Annotated in this window: 18 protein-coding genes; 15 read left to right on the top strand and 3 right to left on the bottom strand. The window is 57.5% G+C overall.

From position 1 onward, the window contains the following. Positions 1-49 precede the first annotated feature (49 nt). The 3 genes from B195_RS11545 (at position 50) to gloA (ending at position 3,158) form a co-directional block, all read left to right on the top strand. Positions 50-1,600: an EAL domain-containing protein gene (locus B195_RS11545; protein WP_003445441.1), complete on the top strand. Its 1,551-nt coding sequence runs from the start codon at positions 50-52 to the stop codon at positions 1,598-1,600. A 251-nt stretch (positions 1,601-1,851) separates the two neighbouring features. Further along, the gene (locus B195_RS11540) at positions 1,852-2,211 is read left to right on the top strand and encodes a histone-like nucleoid-structuring protein, MvaT/MvaU family (protein WP_003445439.1); all 360 of its coding nucleotides are present in this window, start codon (positions 1,852-1,854) and stop codon (positions 2,209-2,211) included. 425 nt (positions 2,212-2,636) lie between these two features. Continuing rightward, the gene (gene gloA, locus B195_RS11535) at positions 2,637-3,158 is read left to right on the top strand and encodes a lactoylglutathione lyase (RefSeq protein ID WP_003445437.1); all 522 of its coding nucleotides are present in this window, start codon (positions 2,637-2,639) and stop codon (positions 3,156-3,158) included. Positions 3,159-3,211: 53 nt separating this feature from the next. On the opposite strand, the gene ahpF is transcribed toward gloA, so the two are convergent. From ahpF to B195_RS11520, 3 genes are all read right to left on the bottom strand, one after another. Then, positions 3,212-4,765: an alkyl hydroperoxide reductase subunit F gene (gene ahpF, locus B195_RS11530; protein ID WP_003445435.1), complete on the bottom strand. Its 1,554-nt coding sequence runs from the start codon at positions 4,763-4,765 to the stop codon at positions 3,212-3,214. 128 nt (positions 4,766-4,893) lie between these two features. After that, positions 4,894-5,457, bottom strand: coding sequence for an alkyl hydroperoxide reductase subunit C (gene ahpC / locus B195_RS11525; protein WP_003445433.1), 564 nt, complete (start codon positions 5,455-5,457; stop codon positions 4,894-4,896). A gap of 167 nt (positions 5,458-5,624) precedes the next feature. Then, the gene (locus B195_RS11520) at positions 5,625-6,563 is read right to left on the bottom strand and encodes a site-specific integrase (RefSeq protein WP_003445420.1); all 939 of its coding nucleotides are present in this window, start codon (positions 6,561-6,563) and stop codon (positions 5,625-5,627) included. Positions 6,564-6,741: 178 nt separating this feature from the next. On the opposite strand from B195_RS11520, the gene B195_RS11515 reads away from it, so the two are divergent. The 12 genes from B195_RS11515 to B195_RS11460 all read left to right on the top strand — a co-directional run bounded on the left by B195_RS11515 (position 6,742) and on the right by B195_RS11460 (position 20,308). Then, positions 6,742-7,740 (top strand): DNA-binding protein, encoded by a 999-nt coding sequence (locus B195_RS11515; protein ID WP_003445419.1) that lies wholly within the window; start codon positions 6,742-6,744, stop codon positions 7,738-7,740. A gap of 231 nt (positions 7,741-7,971) precedes the next feature. Beyond that, complete coding sequence (gene efeU, locus B195_RS11510) at positions 7,972-8,814, top strand: iron uptake transporter permease EfeU (protein WP_003445418.1); 843 nt, start codon at positions 7,972-7,974, stop codon at positions 8,812-8,814. Positions 8,815-8,822: 8 nt separating this feature from the next. After that, complete coding sequence (gene efeO, locus B195_RS11505) at positions 8,823-10,007, top strand: iron uptake system protein EfeO (RefSeq protein ID WP_037001772.1); 1,185 nt, start codon at positions 8,823-8,825, stop codon at positions 10,005-10,007. Between the two features lie 26 nt (positions 10,008-10,033). Next, positions 10,034-11,353, top strand: coding sequence for an iron uptake transporter deferrochelatase/peroxidase subunit (gene efeB, locus B195_RS11500; protein ID WP_003445416.1), 1,320 nt, complete (start codon positions 10,034-10,036; stop codon positions 11,351-11,353). A gap of 32 nt (positions 11,354-11,385) precedes the next feature. Beyond that, entirely contained in the window at positions 11,386-12,210 is an 825-nt protein-coding gene (gene efeO, locus B195_RS11495) for an iron uptake system protein EfeO (RefSeq protein ID WP_003445415.1), read from the top strand. 460 nt (positions 12,211-12,670) lie between these two features. Then, complete coding sequence (arnC, locus tag B195_RS11490; protein WP_003445413.1) at positions 12,671-13,684, top strand: undecaprenyl-phosphate 4-deoxy-4-formamido-L-arabinose transferase; 1,014 nt, start codon at positions 12,671-12,673, stop codon at positions 13,682-13,684. Continuing rightward, positions 13,681-15,672 carry a bifunctional UDP-4-amino-4-deoxy-L-arabinose formyltransferase/UDP-glucuronic acid oxidase ArnA gene (arnA, locus tag B195_RS11485; protein ID WP_029612633.1) on the top strand — a complete coding sequence of 664 codons (1,992 nt, stop codon included), beginning with the start codon at positions 13,681-13,683 and terminating at the stop codon, positions 15,670-15,672. The genes arnC and arnA overlap by 4 nt, the downstream gene beginning before the upstream one ends. Continuing rightward, complete coding sequence (gene arnD, locus B195_RS11480) at positions 15,672-16,556, top strand: 4-deoxy-4-formamido-L-arabinose-phosphoundecaprenol deformylase (RefSeq protein ID WP_003445409.1); 885 nt, start codon at positions 15,672-15,674, stop codon at positions 16,554-16,556. Before arnA ends, arnD begins: the two co-directional genes overlap by 1 nt. After that, the gene (gene arnT, locus B195_RS11475; RefSeq protein ID WP_003445406.1) at positions 16,553-18,202 is read left to right on the top strand and encodes a lipid IV(A) 4-amino-4-deoxy-L-arabinosyltransferase; all 1,650 of its coding nucleotides are present in this window, start codon (positions 16,553-16,555) and stop codon (positions 18,200-18,202) included. The genes arnD and arnT overlap by 4 nt, the downstream gene beginning before the upstream one ends. Further along, positions 18,199-18,543, top strand: coding sequence for a 4-amino-4-deoxy-L-arabinose-phosphoundecaprenol flippase subunit ArnE (arnE, locus tag B195_RS11470; protein ID WP_003445404.1), 345 nt, complete (start codon positions 18,199-18,201; stop codon positions 18,541-18,543). Before arnT ends, arnE begins: the two co-directional genes overlap by 4 nt. Beyond that, positions 18,540-18,947 carry a 4-amino-4-deoxy-L-arabinose-phosphoundecaprenol flippase subunit ArnF gene (gene arnF / locus B195_RS11465; RefSeq protein ID WP_003445402.1) on the top strand — a complete coding sequence of 136 codons (408 nt, stop codon included), beginning with the start codon at positions 18,540-18,542 and terminating at the stop codon, positions 18,945-18,947. Before arnE ends, arnF begins: the two co-directional genes overlap by 4 nt. Continuing rightward, positions 18,944-20,308, top strand: coding sequence for a UDP-glucose/GDP-mannose dehydrogenase family protein (locus B195_RS11460; protein WP_003445400.1), 1,365 nt, complete (start codon positions 18,944-18,946; stop codon positions 20,306-20,308). Before arnF ends, B195_RS11460 begins: the two co-directional genes overlap by 4 nt.

Genomic DNA, 20,308 nt, shown 5'->3' with positions numbered 1-20,308 from the left:
GTTAACCAGCTGTCTTTAATCAGCTTTTACCCCTAGCCCAGGATATGCAATGCCATTAACGCTGAAGTCGACCCGCAAATGGACTGATCGCTATGCGTTGGTTCTGCTCAGTGGATTGCTGCCCGTGGTACTCGGCATGTGTATTATTTTTTGGCAGGCCAATCGAGCCCTGGAGTTTGAGGCCACCCACACCGCGCAAGAAGCCATTCGCCAGTTTGACTTGATGCTCGACAATGCCGCACAGGCAGCCGATGTGATGCTGCCGATGGCGGGGCGCGATTGCGCCCAGGTGGAGCTGGCGTTGCGTGACCAGGTGACGCGCCGGCCTTTCGTGCGCGCGGTGAACATGGTGTGGGACAACCTGATTTATTGCACCTCCCTGTTCGGCCCCTTCAAAGAAATCGTAAACCCGGATGAATATGCCAAAGGCGAGCTCAAGCTGATGGCCGGCAATCCGGTAACGCCCAACGACCCGTTGCTGGTCTACAGGCGCGAGGAAGGCAAAGCAGGGGTGCTGGTCAGCCTGTATGGCGCACATCTGGTCAATGTTTTGGGCTTGATCAATCAGTACACGCAATTACTGATTCAAGTGGGCAGTGATTCGATCGATAAGTATGGCCAGGTGCGTGATGCTCCGGCCGAGCCTTTTCCGGTGGCACAAGTCAGTGTCGCCTCCACCCAGTACCCCTACCAGGTTGTTGCGGGATTCGGCCCCGGAACGGTCGGGCGTTTTGTATGGGCGCGATACACCGGACTGATGGGCTTGTTTGTATTTTTGGGGCTGGTGTCTGCTTTAACGGTGCACTGGTTAAATAAGCGCTCATCTTCACCCACCCATGAATTGCAGCGGGGTCTGGACGCGGCAGAGTTTATTCCTTACTTCCAGCCGGTCGTACGCAGCGATACTAAGCAATGGGCCGGAGCCGAAGTGTTGATGCGCTGGCAGCATCCCAGAGAAGGACTGGTACGTCCTGACTTGTTTATTCCGTTTGCCGAACACTCGAGCCTGATAGTGCCAATGACCCGCTCGCTGATGCAGCAAACTGCCCGGCTACTGGCGCCCCACGCCTCCAGCATGGAGCCCGGCTTCCATATAGGCTTCAATATCGCGGCCAGCCATTGTCAAAACCTTGAACTAATTGATGATTGCCGCGAGTTCCTGGACGCTTTCCCGGCAGGGCAAATCACCCTGGTTCTGGAACTGACCGAACGCGAGTTGATTGTGCCCACGGCAATCACCCATCAATTATTCTCGGCACTCCATAGCCTGGGCGTGATGATTGCCCTTGATGATTTTGGCACCGGCCATTCGAGCCTGAGTTACTTGCATGAGTTCAACATTGATTACTTGAAAATCGATCAAAGTTTTGTCGCAATGATCGGCGTGGATGCCCTGTCCAGACACATTCTCGACAGTATTATCGAGCTCAGTGCAAAACTGGATCTGGGAATAGTCGCCGAAGGGATTGAAACACAAGAGCAAAGCGACTATCTGGCGTCTAAAGGGGTGGTGTTTTTACAAGGTTATCTGTTCGCCCGCCCCTTGCCCGCCCCTGACTTCATCAAATCTTTAGTGGCGCGCCCTGCACCGACGCAATAAATACTTGCCTCTATGAACCTGCCCCCTTCGGGGCAAAGTCTTTTGTTAATTGTGCGGGTTCATGGCTTGGCAGTGTGACAATTAACAACTACAATTTTTTCGATTGTTTAAAGGTTGTCACGTTATTTAAAAAGGTCATGGACGGTGTTCAGGTGTTCAAGGTACTGGACCCGGCCCCTGCCCCATGCACTTCAATCATCATTAAAACACTCCGGCTCTCCAAGGCCGGACCAGTGAATGGAGTAATGACTTTGTCCAGACTCGCTGAATTTCGCGCTGCTGAGAAAGCACTTAAAGAGCAGATCGCCCAGCTCGAAGCATTGAAAAATAACGCCGGACTTAAAAGAGAAATTGAGTTCGAGCAAAAACTCAAAGACTTGATGAAGTTCTATGGCAAGAACCTTCGGGACATTATTGCCATTCTTGACCCCGGCACGGTTGCCCCCAGGTCCGGTGCCGCCCCCAAACAACGCAAGGCCCGCGTACTTAAGGTTTATCAAAACCCGCATACCGGTGAACTTATCGAAACTAAAGGCGGCAACCACCATGGCTTGAAGGCATGGAAAGAACAATACGGTGCCAGCACCGTGGATTCATGGTTGCGTCATTAAAGTCTGCGCCCAATAAAAAGCCCTGCCCATGCAGGGCTTTTTATTGGGCGGCAATATCACGGGAGCCAGATGTCCGGAATGATACAAGTCAATAATTCAACACAGTCCCGCGCCCATCTCTGGCGCCGACCGCAGTTTTATAAGGCACGACAGCCATGAAAGCTCCGGGGCGGACAGACAGTCTTCAAATAACAGGTCCTTTCACAGATTTTTCACACCAATGGTCACAGGATGGGGGCTGCTAAAGGACTAGCGCCCCATGCCCGCTTCGGCGGGCTTCTTTTTGCCCGGAATTTGCCAAGACCCGCCACGCTGATGCCTGCCCCGGCTGAAAACGGGTTTGGCGCAAGCCACCGGATTCCGTATCATTCGCCCATCACGCTCACCGTAGCGACCGATCACCACGTATCACTTTCGGAGGGTTCATGAGCCTGCAAGACCTGAACAACATCCCTGGCGTCACTGGCGAACCAGACAGCGCTACCCAGAATTTTGTCTTCAACCACACCATGCTCCGCGTCAAGGACATCCATAAGTCCCTGGATTTCTATACCCGGGTGCTGGGCTTCTCGCTGGTTGAAAAGCGCGACTTCCCGGAAGCCGAATTCAGCCTGTATTTCCTGGCGCTGGTTGATAAGGCACAGATCCCGGCTGACGATGCCGCCCGTACCCTGTGGATGAAGTCGATTCCCGGCATTCTGGAACTGACCCACAACCACGGTTCGGAAACCGACGACAGCGTTGTCTACCACAACGGCAACACTGACCCGCGCGGCTTTGGCCACATTTGCATCTCGGTGCCGGACATCGTTGCCGCCTGCGAACGCTTCGAGGCGCTGGGTGTGGACTTCCAGAAGCGCCTGACTGACGGGCGCATGAAGTCGCTGGCATTTATCAAAGACCCGGACGGCTACTGGGTCGAGATTATCCAGCCGCAACCGATGTAAACCGGATGCAAAAAAAACCCATGATCGCTCATGGGTTTTTTTGTTTCAGCCGGTTATTCCGAGCGGATCAGGTGATCAAAAGCACTCAGCGAAGCTTTGGCGCCCTCGCCCACCGCAATCACGATCTGCTTGTATGGCACGGTAGTGACGTCGCCGGCGGCAAAGATGCCGGGGATGCTGGTTTCACCACGGGCATCAACCACGATCTCGCCGCGAGGTGAAAGCTCGATCGTACCTTTAAGCCAGTCAGTGTTCGGCAGCAAGCCGATCTGGACAAAAATCCCTTCCAGCTCGACGTGGTGCAACTCGTCTGTGGCCCGATCCTTGTAACGCAGACCATTGACCTTCTGACCGTCGCCTGTGACTTCGGTGGTCAGGGCATTGGTAATCACGGTTACGTTCGGCAAGCTGTTGAGCTTGCGCTGCAACACCGCATCGGCCCGCAGTTTGGTATCGAACTCAAGCAGGGTGACGTGAGAAACGATACCCGCCAGGTCGATTGCCGCTTCAACACCCGAGTTGCCACCGCCGATAACTGCAACGCGCTTGCCTTTGAACAGCGGGCCGTCACAGTGCGGGCAGTAAGCGACGCCACGGCTGCGGTATTCCTGCTCGCCGGGTACATTCATCTCTCTCCAGCGGGCACCGGTTGCCAGAATCACGGTCTTGGCTTTCAGCGAGGCACCACTGGCAAATTTCACCTCATGCAACTCGCCCGCCTTGCCCGGCAGCAGCTTGTCGGCACGCTGCAGGTTCATGATGTCGACGTCGTATTGCTTGACGTGTTCTTCAAGGGCGGTGGCCAGCTTTGGCCCTTCAGTTTCCTGCACCGAGATAAAGTTCTCGATGGCCATGGTATCCAGCACCTGACCGCCAAAGCGTTCAGCGGCGACGCCGGTACGAATGCCTTTACGTGCCGCATAAATGGCAGCCGCTGCGCCGGCCGGACCACCGCCTATGACCAGCACATCAAACGCCTCTTTGGCGCTGATTTTTTCGGCCTGACGCTCGATGGCGCCGGTGTCCAGCTTGCCGAGAATTTCTTCCAGACCCATACGGCCCTGGCCGAAGTTCACGCCGTTCAAGTAAACACTGGGAACTGCCATCACCTGACGTTCGGTGACTTCGTCCTGGAACAGCGCGCCGTCAATCGCCACGTGGCGAATGTTCGGGTTCAATACAGCCATCAGGTTCAGCGCCTGCACCACATCTGGACAGTTCTGGCATGACAGCGAGAAATAAGTCTCGAAGTTGAACTCGCCCTTGAGGGCGCGGATCTGTTCAATCACTTCAGGACTGGCTTTCGATGGGTGGCCGCCGACTTGCAGCAAGGCCAGCACCAGCGAAGTAAATTCGTGGCCCATTGGGATGCCTGCGAAACGCAGGCTGATATCGCCGCCCGGGCGGTTCAACGAAAACGAAGGCTTGCGCGCATCGGTACCGTTGTCCAGCAAGGTAATCATGCTGGAAAGGCTGGCGATTTCTTTCAACAAGTCATGCATTTCACGGGATTTCGCACCGTCGTCGAGGGAAGCAACGATCTCGATCGGCTGGGTAACCCGCTCCAGGTATGACTTCAACTGTGCTTTTAGATTGGCGTCCAACATACGGGCGATCTCCTTTGACCTTTAATACTGTGTAAAAAAAACGCCCGAGCGAATGTCGCCCGGGCGTTTTGAGGGCGATGCTGCGTGCAACTCAGGTGCGGGTCACCGCCCTTGGCTGGCTCACAGGCTTAGATCTTGCCGACCAGGTCGAGCGATGGAGCGAGGGTGGATTCACCTTCTTTCCATTTGGCCGGGCAAACTTCACCCGGGTGAGCAGCAACGTACTGGGCTGCCTTGATTTTGCGCAGCAGCTCGGAAGCGTCACGACCAACGCCGCCATCGTTCAGCTCGACGATTTTGATCTGACCTTCAGGGTTGATCACGAAAGTACCGCGGTCAGCCAGGCCTGCTTCTTCGATCAGTACGTCGAAGTTGCGGGAGATGGTCAGCGTAGGGTCGCCGATCATGGTGTACTGGATTTTGCCGATGGCTGGCGAAGTGTTGTGCCAGGCAGCGTGAGCAAAGTGGGTGTCAGTGGACACGCTGTAGATTTCCACGCCGAGTTTTTTGAACTCTTCGTAGTTGTCAGCCAGGTCTTCCAGTTCGGTCGGGCAAACAAAAGTGAAGTCGGCCGGGTAGAAGAAAACGACAGACCACTTGCCTTTCAGGTCAGCGTCCGACACTTCCACGAAGCTGCCGTTTTTGTATGCAGTAGCTTTGAACGGTTTTACATGGCTGTTGATGATAGGCATCGTTGTCTCTCCGTCAGGGTTGAAAAGTTGATGGGGTGAATCCTAACAACTCATTTCGTATCTGGCTCATTGGCAAAGCTGATGCTGACGATTGGTTTTAGCTATCAGGTGAGCCTATAGATAGTAGAAAACCAAATAGGGGCCACCTTGCGCCATTTCAACCCTCGTCAGACATCGATAACTTTTTGCGCGGTAATGCTCATCCCCGTAAACGGGGTCGCTTCAACATAGCGCATGGCGGACTTTACGTCCTTCCAGCCGACGTAATTCATCAGCGACTTCAAATCCCAGCCACTTTGATGGGCCCATGTTGCAAAACCGCGACGCAGCGAGTGGCTGGTGTATTGCTCTGCAGCAATTCCCGCGCGTTCCAGGGCCTGGCGCAGCAGCGCAATTACGCTGTTGGCGTGCAACCCCTCCTCCCCCAGGTTGCCCCAGCGGTCTATGCCACGAAACACCGGGCCGCGGACCAGCGCCGAGGTATTGAGCCACTCAATGTAGGCCCGCACCGGGCATAACCGCAGCAAGGCCGGGGTCTGAAAGGTCTTGCCCAGATTGTCGCGGTCACTTTTGCTGCGCGGCAGGTACAGGGTGATGCCGGAGCCTGGCACCGCTTGCACATGCTCGATCTGCAAGCGGCACAGCTCGTCACTGCGAAACCCGCGCCAGAACCCCAGCAGAATCAGAGCCGCATCCCGTCGTGCTCGCAGCAGTGCAGGCTGATCGGCATTGGCTTGCGCCGCCCGGGCCTCACTTTCGAGCCAGTCGACCACCTGCTCCAGGTGCTGCAATTGCAACGGCTCAGCCTGCTTCTCCTGTACCGGGTGCAAGGCCCTGATGCCCTTGAACACTTTGCGCACCACCGGCGCCTTGGTCGGGTCGGCAAACCCCTGGCTGTTATGCCACTGGGCAATGGCCGACAGGCGCAACTTGAGCGTGTTGATTGAGAGCTGGCCGGCGTGAGCCACCAGGTAGCGGGCCACGCTGTCGCTGGTGGCAGGCAGGAACCCGCCCCAGGTGACTTCGAAGTGTTCGATGGCTGCCCGATAACTGCGGCGGGTGTTATCGCGGGTCGCGGCGTTTAAGTAGCGATCCAGCTCGCTCATGGGCAGTTCTCTTGATTGGCGTACTGAAAACGGGCCTTAAAAGCAGTTCCAAGGCTCTAACACGGGATAATACCAGTATATCCCGCCTCTTGATTCTTAAATAAAGACAAAATTTAATCGATAATATAGTATGTAATTACATGATACATACCACAGTACATAATCGTAGGAGAAGACCATGGCCCGTGGCGGCGTAAACAAGGCGGTGGTGCAAATTGCACGCACGGCAATCCTGGCCCGTGGCGAACACCCGAGCATTGATGCAGTACGTATCGAGATGGGAAATACCGGGTCGAAAACCACTATCCACCGCTATCTGAAAGAGCTGGAGGAGGTCGATTCACGCCGGGGCGCGCCACAGGAACAGCTCGGAGACGAACTGGCGGAGCTGGTCGCCCGCCTCGCCCAGCGCCTGCAAGAGCAAGCCCAGGAGCCGATCGATCGGGCCCGGGCACACTACGAACAACTCCAGGCAACGCTGCAGGAGCAGCTCGACCAGGCACAACAGACGCAAACCCGGCTCCAGCAGCAACTTGAGATCCAGGGCAATGCACTGAGCCAGGAAACGGCAAATCTTGAGTCCACACGCTCCATGCTGCAGACCGAGCAAACCCGCAACGCTGCGCTGAATCAGGCTTGCAGCGACTTTGAGCTGCGCCTCAAAGACCGCGACGAGCAAATTCGCTCGCTGGAAGACAAACACCTGCATGCCCGCGAAGCACTTGAGCACTACCGCAGCGCCGTCAAAGAGCAGCGCGAGCAGGATCAGCGCCGCCACGAAGGACAGGTTCAGCAGATTCAGATGGAACTGCGCCAGGCACAACAAAGTGCACTGGTACGCCAGGATGAGATCACCCAGCTGCATCGCGACAACGAGCGCGTATTGAGCGAAAGCCGCGCACTGGGCAAGGAACTGAATCAGTCCAACGACCAGCAACACAAATTGAGCAACCTCAATGGCCAGCTCAGCAGCCAGTTAACTAAGCTGGAAAACGAGCGCACCCTGCTCCAGGAACGCTTGCGGGTTGCACTTGAGGACAGCGAAGGCTTGCAACAAGCGCAAAGCAAGGCGCAGGAAGCCAGTACGGCATTGACCCTGCGGGCACTAAAAGCCGAAGCAGCACTTGAAAGCCTGAAAGCGCAGAAAGACGACACACCCGAACAAACAGCCGACTAGAAACCCGTACTCGCTGACGAGGAACGAGGCTGCGATAAGGTGCGAAGGACCGTGCGCGACGCCCGAGAGCCGTGCACAAGGCCTTCGCGGCCTTGAGCCTCGCCAGCGATTACCCGGGTCAAGTCTTTGTTCAGCTAGCGTTCAGCAAATGCAATCGATTCCTGTTTGTAAATGAGTATCAAAATGTTACAAATTGCCAACCTGGCCAATTCGTGACGCGGTACTCATCCCATGCTGGTTCCATTTCTGATCATGCTGCGCGAAGGAATCGAGGCCGCTCTTATAGTCGGCATCATTGCCAGTTACCTCAAACAAACGGGGCGCGGACAGTGGATGCCCGCCGTGTGGACCGGAGTCTTCCTTGCTGTCGCTCTGTCCCTGCTGGTGGGCGGCGGCCTGGAGCTGATGAGTGCAGAGTTCCCGCAGAAACAGCAGGAGCTCTTCGAAGGCATTGTCGGTCTGATCGCCGTCGGCATTCTCAGTTCGATGGTGTTCTGGATGCGCAAAGTGGCGCGCTCCATCAAGCACTCTCTTCACACCTCCCTGGATCACGCCCTCGCGGGGTCAAAACATCAAGTCACGGCACTGATTGCCATGGTGTTCTTTGCAGTTGCCCGCGAAGGACTCGAAACCGTGTTCTTTCTGCTCGCCGTGTTTCAGCAGAGCGAAGGCCCCGCAGCACCGCTGGGCGCCCTGCTCGGTCTGGTCCTCGCCATTTTCGTCGGTTTCGCCATTTATAGCGGCAGCATGCGCTTGAATCTGGGCCTGTTCTTCCGCTGGACCGGACTGTTCATTCTGCTGGTTGCCGCAGGCATTCTGGCCAACTCGGTACAGGCCCTGCACGAAGCCGGCTTGTGGAACCACCTGCAAGGCGTGGTGTTTGATATCAGTGCCGCACTGCCAATGGATGGACCGGCGGGTTCTGTGCTGGCCGGCATGTTCGGGTATCAGGATGCGCCCACAGTGAGCGTGCTTGGCGCCTATGTGATTTACCTGCTGCTGACGCTGGCGATGTTCTTTCGCCCTGCCGCCAGCCCCAAAAACGCCCCCGTTTCTTCAGTGACAAACCCATAAGGTCCTGCATGCCTACCCCTGCAAGCGTTACACCCCCTCGCGCCATGCGCTGGGCGGTGGCCGGCTCGGTGATCGTGATGATCGCGGCCGGCGCTTTGTTCTATTACGCCTCCCAGCTGGCTGCGGCCAAACGCAAGGCTCACAGCTCTGAAATCACCGTGACCATTCACCCCCACAGTTGCGAGCCCGACTCGCTGTCGGTACCCGCAGGCTTCAATAGCTTTCGCATAGTCAACGCCTCCGAGCGGGCTGTGGAGTGGGAAATTCTGGATGGCGTACTGGTGGTCGAGGAGCGTGAAAACATCGCTCCCGGCCTTAGTCAGGTGATCAATGCCACACTGGCACCCGGGGATTACGCCATCACCTGCGGCTTGCTCAGCAACCCGCGCGGCACCTTGCACGTCACGCCTACTGCCCAATCCCAGGCCAGCGCCAAAGCGCGACCGTCCCTGGTGGCATTTATCGGTCCGCTGTCTGAGTTCCGGGTCTATCTGAACAGCCAGGGCAACGCTTTGATCACGGCGGTGGATGCCTTGTCGCAAGCCATTGCCACGGGCGACCTCGCACAGGCCCGGGCGCTTTACCTGCCCGCCCGCGAGGCTTATCAGCGACTGGCCCCGGCAGCGCAACGCCTGGCCGAACTGGACAACGCCATCAACGCCCGCGCGGACTACTTCGAAAAACGTGAACAGGACCCCGGCTTCGGCGGTTTCCACCGCATCGAGTACGGGCTGTTTTCCCAGAGCAGCACCCAGGGCCTGGGTGTCTTTACCCAGCAACTGCATGCCAATGCGGTGTTGCTCAAGCAGCAGTTGCTGGCCCAGTCACTGCCTCCCGGGCAATTAGTCAGCATTGTCGCCCGGACCCTGCATAACCTGGCCGATACCCGCGCCGGTAGCGGCGAAGAAGAGCGTTACAGTCATATCGACCTCAGTGGTTTTGCCGCCAACCTGCAGACCACACGCAAGGTCGTTGATCTGTTGCGTCCTTTACTGGCCAAGAACAATGCCGAGCTCCTGCAGCGTATCGATACTGCCAGTACCGCGCTCGAGGCTGAGATCAACAGCCTCAAAACACCCCAGGGTTACATCACTTACGACACCGTGAGCGACCTGCGGCGTCAAGCTATCAGTAACAAGGCCAAGGCTCTGGCCGATGCACTCGATGGAATCGATCCCGCCCTTGGCCTTTGAGGCCTGTAATTGCAGACGAGATGCACATGAGCGACTCAGAAAACAGTCTTGATCCATTCAATCTGCAGCGCCGTCGTGTGCTGCTGGGCATGGGAGTCGCCGGGGCGGCACTGGCAGGCGGCGCTTTGAGCTGCCCGGCCATGGCCGCCAGTGGCGGGCAAAACGTTCAGGTGACCCAGGCCCCGAGCAGCGATAAAACCCGGGACCGGCATGATTATTACGGCCAGCATCAAAACGGTATTCTCACCCCGCGCCCCGCAGCGGGCATGCTGGTGGCTTTTGATGTGCTGGCCAGCGATCGGCAAGACCTGGAACGCCTGTTTCGCACCCTCAATCAACGCATTGCGTTCCTGGTCAAGGGCGGCCCGGCCCCTCAGGCCGACCCAAGGCTGCCGCCTCCTGACTCAGGGATTCTCGGCCCGCAGGTGACACCGGACAACCTGACGGTGACGGTCTCGGTGGGGGCGTCGCTGTTCGATGAGCGCTTTGGCCTGGCGACCGCCAAGCCCAAGCGCTTGAGCCGCATGCAAGGTTTCCCCAACGATGCACTCGAGCCTGCACAGTGCCATGGCGATCTGAGCCTGCAGTTTTGCGCCAACACTGCGGACACCAATATTCACGCCCTGCGCGACATTGTGAAAAACCTGCCGGATTTGTTGCTGGTGCGCTGGAAGCAGGAAGGTACAGTGCCGCCACAAGCGCCGACCAAGCCCGGCGAGCCGGCGCAAAGCGCGCGCAACTTTCTGGGCTTTCGCGATGGCTCGGCCAACCCGGACTCCACCGACAACAGCCTGATGAACAGCATTGTCTGGGTCGGGCCCGAAACTGACGAACCGCACTGGGCGGTCAACGGCAGTTACCAGGCGGTACGCATCATCCGCAACTTCGTGGAGCGCTGGGACCGCACACCGCTGCAAGAGCAGCAAAGTATTTTCGGTCGCAACAAAGCCAGTGGCGCCCCCATGGATGGCGCCCATGAAACCGATGTCCCGGACTACAGCAACGATCCCGATGGCAAAGTGACCAGGCTTGATGCACACATCCGCCTGGCCAACCCGCGCACGGTACAAACCCGCAACAGCCTGATACTGCGTCGACCGTTCAACTACTCCAACGGGGTTAACAAAAACGGCCAGCTGGACATGGGACTGCTGTTCATCTGCTACCAGAGCGATCTGGAACAAGGCTTTATCGCGGTGCAAACCAGACTCAATGGCGAACCCCTGGAGGAATACCTCAAGCCGGTCGGCGGCGGTTACTTCTTCACGCTGCCCGGGGTGCGCGACGAGCAGGATTTCATTGGGCGTTCCTTGCTCAATGCCGCCGCACCTGTTGCCAACGCCTGACCCAATCATCTGAACCCAACCGGAAAAGCCCCATGAAGAAGACGCCATTCGCACTGCTCATCACACTTGGCTTGCTCCATACCCCGCTCTCGGCCCTGGCAGCGACTGCACCGCTGGATCTGGTGGGCCCGGTCTCGGACTACAAGATTTACGTCACCGAGCAGCTTGATCTACTGGCCGGCAGTACGCAGCAATTTACCGATGCGGTAAAAAAGGGTGATTTGGCCACAGCCAAAAAGCTCTACGCTCCGACTCGCGTCCATTACGAGTCCATTGAGCCTATTGCCGAACTGTTCAGCGACCTGGACGCGTCGATCGACTCCCGGGTCGACGATCATGAACAAGGGGTAAAAGCCCCGGACTTCACCGGTTTTCACCGCATCGAATACAGCCTGTTTTCCGAGAACAGCACCCAGGGCCTGAATGAACTGGCAGACGGGCTGAACAAAGACGTCCAGGACCTGCAAAAGCGTGTCGCCGGGCTGACGTTCCCGCCTGAGAAAGTTGTCGGTGGCGCCGCTTCGCTGATGGAAGAAGTGGCTGCTACCAAGATTTCCGGCGAAGAAGACCGCTACAGCCACACTGATCTGTACGACTTCCAGGGGAACGTTGACGGCGCGAAAAAAATCTTCGACCTGTTTCGCAGCCAGATCCAGCAGAGCGACCAGGCGTTTGCAGCCAAGGTGGACAAGAACTTCGCCACTGTTGACAGGATTCTGGCCAAATACCGTACCCAGGACGGCGGCTTTGAAACCTATGACAAGGTCAAGGACAACGACCGCAAGGCGTTGATTGGCCCCGTCAACACCCTGGCCGAAGACTTGTCGACCTTGCGTGGCAAGCTCGGCCTGAACTAATAGCCTGTTTGAATGCGCCAACCGATGTGACTCGCATCACATGCCCGCAGGTTGGCGCATTAATTACTGAATATTTATATGTGCCCTATCCCGACCTGCATCACTGTTTTATTAGCGCAACAAGCGCTAAAAGATAATGCGTTACTGAAAAGCCTCTAAACGCTGGATGTTTGGACGCGAGAAATGCTTTCCTGAATAACAGCTGTCTAGCCCTTAAAAGCATGGGACCTTGATCGAACTTTCATAGGTTTTTCACAACTCTGCGTTTAACGTATGCTCATTCCTGCGACGGAAGTACGCAAAAGTCTGCAACAAAATCATGCAGATATCGTAGTCCGATGACTTTACCTTTAGACGTAATAGTCTTTACTCCACGTGCACGCGAGCCTTGGCCTGCGCGCAAGTAGATCGACTTTTACCGAGTCGTCTTGTGCCATTGAAACTGACTGGAACGAATAATTTGAAACCCTACCCTATCCAGTGCGTGTCGATCGTCATACCGGTCTACAACGAAGAGCAGAGTCTTCCTGAGCTATTGCGCCGTACTGAAGCAGCCTGTGCACAGTTGACGCAGGCCTATGAAATCGTTCTGGTCGATGACGGCAGCCGGGATCAATCGGCGCAAATCCTCGAGGACGCGGCTGCACGCGAAGGCAGCCCGGTAGTTGCGGTAATTCTCAATCGTAACTATGGGCAACATGCTGCGATCATGGCGGGCTTCGAGCATTCCAAAGGCGATGTTGTCATCACTCTGGACGCCGACCTGCAAAATCCGCCGGAAGAAATCCCGCGCCTGGTCGCCCAGGCAGCCCTGGGCTACGACGTGGTCGGCACAGTGCGCAACAATCGGCAGGACTCCGCCTGGCGCCGCTGGCCGTCACGGCTGATCAACCTGGCCGTGCAACGCTCGACAGGTGTTGCCATGAGCGATTACGGCTGCATGCTGCGCTGCTATCGCCGCTCCATCGTTGAGGCCATGCTCGCCTGTCGCGAACGCAGTACGTTTATCCCGATTCTCGCCAACAGTTTTGCCCGGCACACCACTGAAGTGCTGGTCGAACATGCCGAGCGCGAACACGGTGATTCCAAGTACAGCCCCATGCGCCTGATCAACCTGATGTTCGACCTGATCACCTGCATGACCACCACACCTTTGCGTCTGCTGAGCATCATCGGTTTCAGCATGGCGGTACTGGGCGTGCTCTTCGCCATTGCCTTGATCATGCTGCGTCTGATCTTCGGCGCCTCGTGGGCCGGACACGGCACCTTCGTACTGTTTGCGGTGCTGTTCGTGTTTACCGGCGGCCAATTTATCGGCATGGGGCTACTGGGCGAATACCTGGGCCGCATGTACAGCGATGTGCGGGCCCGGCCACGGTTTTTCATTGAAAAAATCGTTCGCGCCGAACCTGCAACTTCTACCGTTTCAACTTGCACCCCGACTTCTTCAACTTCGACACAGGTTCAATCATGAGTTTGAAAGCCGTTGTTTTCGCCTATCACGATATTGGCTGCACAGGCATTGAAGCCTTGCTCAATGCAGGCTACGAAATTGCTGCTGTGTTTACCCATGCCGATGACCCGAAAGAAAATAACTTTTATGGTTCAGTCGCCCAGCTGTGTGCCCGCAAAGGCATTCCGGTACATGCACCGGAAGACGCCAACCATCCGCTGTGGATCGAACGTATCCGCAAGCTGAACGCCGACTACATTTTCTCGTTTTACTACCGCAACCTGTTGGGCGAAGAGTTGCTGGCCAGCGTCAGCCAGGGTGCTTTCAACCTGCACGGCTCGTTGCTGCCGCGCTACCGCGGCCGCGCTCCGGCGAACTGGGTACTGGTCAAGGGCGAAACCGAAACCGGCGTGACCCTGCACCGTATGGTCAAACGAGCCGACGCAGGCGACATTCTGGCGCAACAACGGATCAGCATCGAACGCACCGACACCGCACTGACCCTGCACGGCAAATTGCGCGAAACCGCTGCCCAGTTGCTGGCCGAAGCCCTGCCGCTGCTGCCCCAGGGCAAGCTCAAGGAAACCCCGCAAGACGAATCCAAAGCCACCTACTTTGGTCGTCGCACGCCAGCTGATGGCCTGCTGCAGTGGGCACGCCCTGCAGAAGAGCTGTTCAATCTGGTTCGGGCTGTTACTCAACCTTATCCGGGGGCCTTCTGTGCAGTGGGCGAGCACAAACTGATCGTCTGGGGCGCCGAAGTGGTTGCCGGTAACCAGGGCCACGCACCGGGCCAGGTCATCAGTTGCGATCCGCTGCGCATCGCCTGTGGTCAGGACTCGCTGGTAGTGACTGCCGGTCAGCGCAATGAAAACGGCTTGTACCTGAGCGGCCCGCAACTGGCCCGGGAACTGGGTCTGGTAGAAGGTTCGCGTCTGCGCGGTAGCGAGTCGGGTCGCAAGGCCCGCCGTACCCGCGTCCTGATCCTGGGGGTTAACGGCTTTATCGGTAACCACCTGTCCGAGCGCCTGCTGCAGGACGACCAGTACGAAGTTTACGGTCTGGATATCGGTTCTGACGCCATTGAGCGTCTGCGCAGCCACCCGAACTTCCACTTTGTGGAAGGTGATATCAGCATCCACACCGAGTGGATCGAGTACCACATCAAAAAATGCGACGTGGTTCTGCCGCTGGTGGCCATCGCCACGCCAATCGAATACACCCGCAACCCGTTGCGTGTATTCGAACTGGACTTCGAGGAAAACCTCAAGCTGGTGCGCTACTGCGTCAAATACAACAAGCGTGTGATCTTCCCGTCCACGTCCGAAGTGTATGGCATGTGCCAGGACAAGAACTTCGACGAAGACACGTCCAACCTGATTGTTGGCCCGATCAACAAACAGCGCTGGATCTACTCGGTCTCCAAGCAACTGCTGGACCGCGTGATCTGGGCCTACGGCCAGAAAGGCCTGAAGTTCACCCTGTTCCGTCCATTTAACTGGATGGGCCCGCGTCTCGACCGTCTGGACTCGGCACGGGTTGGCAGCTCGCGCGCCATCACTCAGCTGATCCTGCACCTCGTGGAAGGCACCCCGATTCGTCTGGTAGACGGTGGCGAACAAAAACGCTGCTTCACCGACGTGGCCGATGGTATCGAAGCTCTGGCGCGCATCATCGACAACAAAGGCGGCAAGTGCGACGGCCAGATCATCAACATTGGCAACCCGGAAAACGAAGCCAGTATCCGTGAACTGGGTGAAGAGTTGCTGCGTCAGTTCGAAGCGCATCCGCTGCGTGACAACTTCCCGCCATTTGCCGGTTTCCGCGATGTTGAAAGCCAGTCGTTCTACGGCACCGGCTATCAGGACGTGAGCCACCGCAAGCCAAGCGTCGAGAACGCCCGTCGCCTGATCGACTGGACCCCGACGACCGAACTCAGCGAAACCATTGGCAAGACCCTGGATTTCTTCCTGCGTGAAGCCATGGTTGAAATCGCGGAAAAACGCTAATGCAAGCTGGACTGCGCATAGATGTCGATACCTACCGTGGAACCCGAGAAGGGGTTCCGCGGTTGCTCGAACTGCTCGATGAAGCCCAGATCAAGGCCACGTTTTTTTTCAGCGTGGGGCCTGACAATATGGGCCGCCATTTATGGCGGCTGATCAAGCCCCAGTTTTTCTGGAAGATGATGCGTTCCAAGGCCGCCAGCCTCTATGGCTGGGATATTTTGCTGGCCGGCACTGCCTGGCCAGGAAAGCCCATCGGCAAGGATCTGGGGCATTTAATGCGCCAGACCCTGGCTGCGGGCCATGAGGTCGGCTTGCATGCCTGGGATCACCATGGCTGGCAAGCCAACACCGGGCGCTGGAGCGAGGCGCAACTGATCGAGCAGATCCGGCGCGGCGTCGACACCTTGAGCGACATTACCGGCCAGGCGGTCGAATGTTCGGCCGCCGCCGGCTGGCGTGCAGACGAGCGCGTAGTCCAGGCCAAGGAAACCTTTGGCTTTCGTTACAACAGTGATTGCCGCGGGCACAGTCTGTTTCGGCCAAGGTTGGCCGACGGCAGCCTGGGCGCGCCGCAAATCCCTGTGGATCTACCCACTTTCGATGAAGTGGTCGGGCCAGAGCTGAGTGCCGCCGACTTCAATTCATACATTCTTGATCGCTTCAGCCCACAAAAGCTGAATGCGTACACTATCCACGCTGAAGTAGAAGGGATTCTGATGGCTAACGACTTCCGTCAATTACTGGCGCAGGCCCGTACCCGTGACATTCATTTCCAGCCCTTGCGGGATTTGCTGCCCGCCGATCCCGACAGTATTGCAGCCGGACAATTGAGCCGGGGCGTACTGGACGGGCGTGAAGGCTGGCTGGGAGTGCAGAAACCATGACTCAGCGCTGGACGATACCGCTTCTGGTTCTGGCTTTTATCGCGTTTTATCTGTTGCCGCTGGGCACCCACGGTTTGTGGATCCCGGACGAAACACGCTACGCGCAAATCGGCCAGCAAATTCTGGTCGACGGCAACTGGATCACCCCGCACTTCATGGACTTGCGTTACTTCGAGAAGCCGATTGCGGGCTACTGGATGATCGCCATAGGCCAGGCCATTTTTGGCGAAAACCTGTTCGGCGTGCGCATAGCCTCCGCCGTTGCCACCGGCCTCAGTGTGTTCCTGGCCTATGTCGTGGCCCGCAGTTTGTGGAATGACCCGCGCAAGAGCTTTGCCTGCGCCCTGGTCTACATGACATTCGGCCTGATCGCCGGCCAGGCGGGTTACTCGAACCTCGACCCGCAGTTCACTCTGTGGGTTAACTTGAGTCTGGTCGCGTTGTGGTTTGCGGTTGACAGCAGCACCCGGCGCGATCGCCTGATCAGTTGGGCTGTACTGGGTTTTGCCTGTGGCATGGGCTTTATGACCAAAGGCTTTCTGGCCCTGCTGTTGCCGGTGTTGATTGCCCTGCCCTACATGATCTGGCAAAAGCGCTTTGTCGAGCTGGTCAAATACGGTCTGGTGGCCATGCTGGTGGCCGCCCTTGTATCGCTGCCCTGGGTCCTCGCCGTTCACGCCCAGGAGCCTGACTACTGGCGCTTCTTCTTTTGGCACGAGCATATTCGCCGTTTTGCCGGTGACGATGCCCAGCACGGGCGCCCGTGGTGGTTCTATCTGCCGCTGCTGGTGGTTTCCAGCCTGCCCTGGGCAGCCCTGTTGCCCGTTACGTTCAAGGATGCGTGGCAGAACAAGCGCCATGCCAGCGTAGTTTTCGTGTCGCTATGGTTTCTGCTGCCGCTGGCCTTGTTCAGTCTGAGCAAAGGCAAGTTACCGACCTACATCATGCCGTGCATGTTGCCGCTGGCTCTGTTGCTGGGCCACGGGATGATCCAGCGGGTAGAACAGGCCAAAACCGGTGCCTTGCGCTTTAACGGCCTGGTCAACTTGCTGGTGGGCAGTGCGGGACTGGCGGCCCTGATCTACTTCCAGATCAAGAAACCGTTCTATGACAACGAGCCGCAACACATGGCGTTGCTGGTCGGCGTGCTGCTGACGTGGATCGTCACCGGCCTGCTGACACTTTCCCGGCCGCTGAAGATGTGGGCGGCGCCTGCCCTGGCTATGGGGGTTCTGGTGCTTGCGTTACCAGCCAGCATGCCCAGCAGCGTTGTGCACAACAAAATGCCCGATCAGTTCATTCTTGAGCATATCCAGGAGCTGTCCCAGGCCAAAACCTTGCTCAGCAACGATCTGGGTGCAGCCTCTGCCTTGTCCTGGCGCCTGCGCCGCCCCGATGTGACGCTGTACAACACCCAGGGTGAAGTCAAATACGGCCTGACCTATGACGATGCCAAAGGCAAAAGCATTGCGTTGGCCGACATTGGCCCGTGGATGACTGAAGCGCGACGCCAGGGTCCGGTGGGCGTGGTAATGCGGGTCAAGGACAGCGATGAAAGCCATGAAATGGACATGCTGCCTGAAGATGGCCAGCGTTATGACGACGGCAACATGGTGATTCTGATCTTCCCGCAGAGCGCCCAATGACATTTGCACTTCTGTTGCTGGCCTGCCTGCTGACCTGCGCAGGCCAGATTGCCCAAAAATACGCAGTCGAAAGCTGGCGCGGCCCCGAGTCCGGGGTTGCGCAAAAGCTGCAATCGCCCTGGCTGTGGCTGGCACTGCTGTGCCTGGGCTTCGGTTTGCTGGTATGGCTGCTGGTACTGCAACGGCTTGAAGTCGGGGTTGCCTACCCGATGCTCAGCCTGAATTTTGTGCTGATCACCCTGGTAGCCCGCTATCTGTTCAAAGAACACATCGATCGGCGTCACTGGATAGGTGTAGGGCTGGTAATTGCCGGTGTGGTCCTGTTAGGACAGCACACATGAGCCTGCGCCGTGGATTTGTCTTTGCCTCGGCCAGCGTGTTGCTGGTCAGCACGGCCCAACTGGGCATGCGCTGGAGCATGACCCGCCTGCCGGAACCTGCTCAATGGCTGAGCGCGATCAGTCAGGGGGAGGTATCAGTGCCGGCGCTGGGTGTGGTTTTTGCGGCCATCATGGCCTACGCGCTATCGATGCTCTGCTGGCTGCTGGCCTTGCGGGACTTGCCCCTGGGCCGCGCCTATTCGCTGTTAAGCATCAGTTACGCCCTGGTGTACCTGCTGGCCGCCAGCCTGCCGGTGTTCCATGAAAGCTTCACCCTTTCGAAAACCCTTGGTGTGACCTTGGTCATTCTGGGGGTACTAACGATCAACTCTCGACGTACCCCAAGTTCCAGGAACTGCGCATGAAAATCAGTGTATTTGGTAGTGGTTATGTAGGCCTGGTGCAGGCGACGGTATTGGCGGAAGTCGGCCACGATGTGATCTGCATGGACATCGACCAGAAGAAGGTCGAACTGCTGCAACAAGGTCATGTCAGTATTTTTGAACCGGGACTCTCCAGCCTCGTGCGGGATAACCTTGAAAGCAAGCGCCTGCGATTTACCAGCGATGAGAAACTCGCGGTTGAGCACGGCCAGGTGCTGTTTATCGCCGTGGGCACCCCGCCCAGCGAAGACGGTTCGGCAGACCTGGGCGCAGTATTCTCGGTCGGAGACGCAGTCGCCCGCCATCGCGTTGAACCGTTGATCCTGGTAGAAAAATCCACCGTTCCAGTAGGCACCGGCGACGCCCTGACGATCCATATCAATAAAGCGCTGAGCCAGACCGGGCGCTCGTTGCAATTCGACGTCGTGTCCAACCCCGAATTCCTCAAGGAAGGCTCGGCAGTGACTGACTGCCGCCGTCCGGATCGCATCATCATCGGCTGCGCCCGTGAAGAAGTGCGCGAAGTGATGCGCGACCTTTACGCCCCGTTCAACCGCAACCATGACCGTATTATTTTCATGGACCTGCGCAGCGCCGAGCTGACCAAATACGCCGCCAACTGCATGCTCGCCACCAAGATCAGCTTTATCAACCAGATTGCCGAACTGGCAGAGCACCTGGGGGCCGACATTGAAGCAGTGCGCCTGGGCATCGGTGCCGATACCCGCATCGGCTACCACTTTATTTACCCTGGCTGCGGCTATGGCGGCTCGTGTTTCCCCAAAGACATGCGCGCGCTGATCCACAGTGCCCAGCAAGTCAATTGCTCCAGCGACCTGCTGCAGGCGGTTGAAGCCATCAACGAACGCCAGAAGCACAAGCTGTTCGATCGCATCAACGGGTTCTTCAAAGGTGATCTGAAAGGTAAAACCTTCGCCCTGTGGGGCCTGGCGTTCAAACCCAATACCGACGACATGCGCGATGCACCGAGCCGCGTATTGATGCAGGCACTGTGGGATGCCGGCGCCGACGTTCGCGCATTCGACCCTGAAGCCATGCAGGAAACCCAACGGTTGTACGGTGACGAACCGCGCCTGAGCCTGATGGGGACTCCGGAATCGACCCTCAACGGAGCCGACGCACTGATCGTGTGTACCGAGTGGCAACAATTCAAGGCGCCGGACTTTGATCTGATCAAGGCCCGCCTCAAAACCCCGGTGATCTTCGACGGACGCAACCTGTATGACGGCGAGCGTCTGGCGCGTGCAGGGTTGCAGTACTACCCGATGGGGCGTGGCGAGTCCTGCAACTTGCCAGTGTCCCAAGGTTCAACGACCGTTTGA

The sequence above is a fragment of the Pseudomonas sp. Lz4W genome (assembly GCF_000346225.2).
Classification (GTDB): domain Bacteria; phylum Pseudomonadota; class Gammaproteobacteria; order Pseudomonadales; family Pseudomonadaceae; genus Aquipseudomonas; species Aquipseudomonas paraversuta.
This window is presented reverse-complemented; position numbering and strand designations above follow the sequence as displayed.

Coding starts and splice junctions, on each gene's coding strand:
- B195_RS11545 (WP_003445441.1), top strand. CDS start 50: ATGCCATTAACGCTGAAGTCGACCCGCAAATGGACTGATCGCTATGCG.
- gloA (WP_003445437.1), top strand. CDS start 2,637: ATGAGCCTGCAAGACCTGAACAACATCCCTGGCGTCACTGGCGAACCA.
- ahpF (WP_003445435.1), bottom strand. CDS start 4,765: ATGTTGGACGCCAATCTAAAAGCACAGTTGAAGTCATACCTGGAGCGG.
- ahpC (WP_003445433.1), bottom strand. CDS start 5,457: ATGCCTATCATCAACAGCCATGTAAAACCGTTCAAAGCTACTGCATAC.
- B195_RS11520 (WP_003445420.1), bottom strand. CDS start 6,563: ATGAGCGAGCTGGATCGCTACTTAAACGCCGCGACCCGCGATAACACC.
- B195_RS11515 (WP_003445419.1), top strand. CDS start 6,742: ATGGCCCGTGGCGGCGTAAACAAGGCGGTGGTGCAAATTGCACGCACG.
- efeU (WP_003445418.1), top strand. CDS start 7,972: ATGCTGGTTCCATTTCTGATCATGCTGCGCGAAGGAATCGAGGCCGCT.
- efeO (WP_037001772.1), top strand. CDS start 8,823: ATGCCTACCCCTGCAAGCGTTACACCCCCTCGCGCCATGCGCTGGGCG.
- efeB (WP_003445416.1), top strand. CDS start 10,034: ATGAGCGACTCAGAAAACAGTCTTGATCCATTCAATCTGCAGCGCCGT.
- efeO (WP_003445415.1), top strand. CDS start 11,386: ATGAAGAAGACGCCATTCGCACTGCTCATCACACTTGGCTTGCTCCAT.
- arnA (WP_029612633.1), top strand. CDS start 13,681: ATGAGTTTGAAAGCCGTTGTTTTCGCCTATCACGATATTGGCTGCACA.
- arnD (WP_003445409.1), top strand. CDS start 15,672: ATGCAAGCTGGACTGCGCATAGATGTCGATACCTACCGTGGAACCCGA.
- arnT (WP_003445406.1), top strand. CDS start 16,553: ATGACTCAGCGCTGGACGATACCGCTTCTGGTTCTGGCTTTTATCGCG.
- arnE (WP_003445404.1), top strand. CDS start 18,199: ATGACATTTGCACTTCTGTTGCTGGCCTGCCTGCTGACCTGCGCAGGC.
- arnF (WP_003445402.1), top strand. CDS start 18,540: ATGAGCCTGCGCCGTGGATTTGTCTTTGCCTCGGCCAGCGTGTTGCTG.
- B195_RS11460 (WP_003445400.1), top strand. CDS start 18,944: ATGAAAATCAGTGTATTTGGTAGTGGTTATGTAGGCCTGGTGCAGGCG.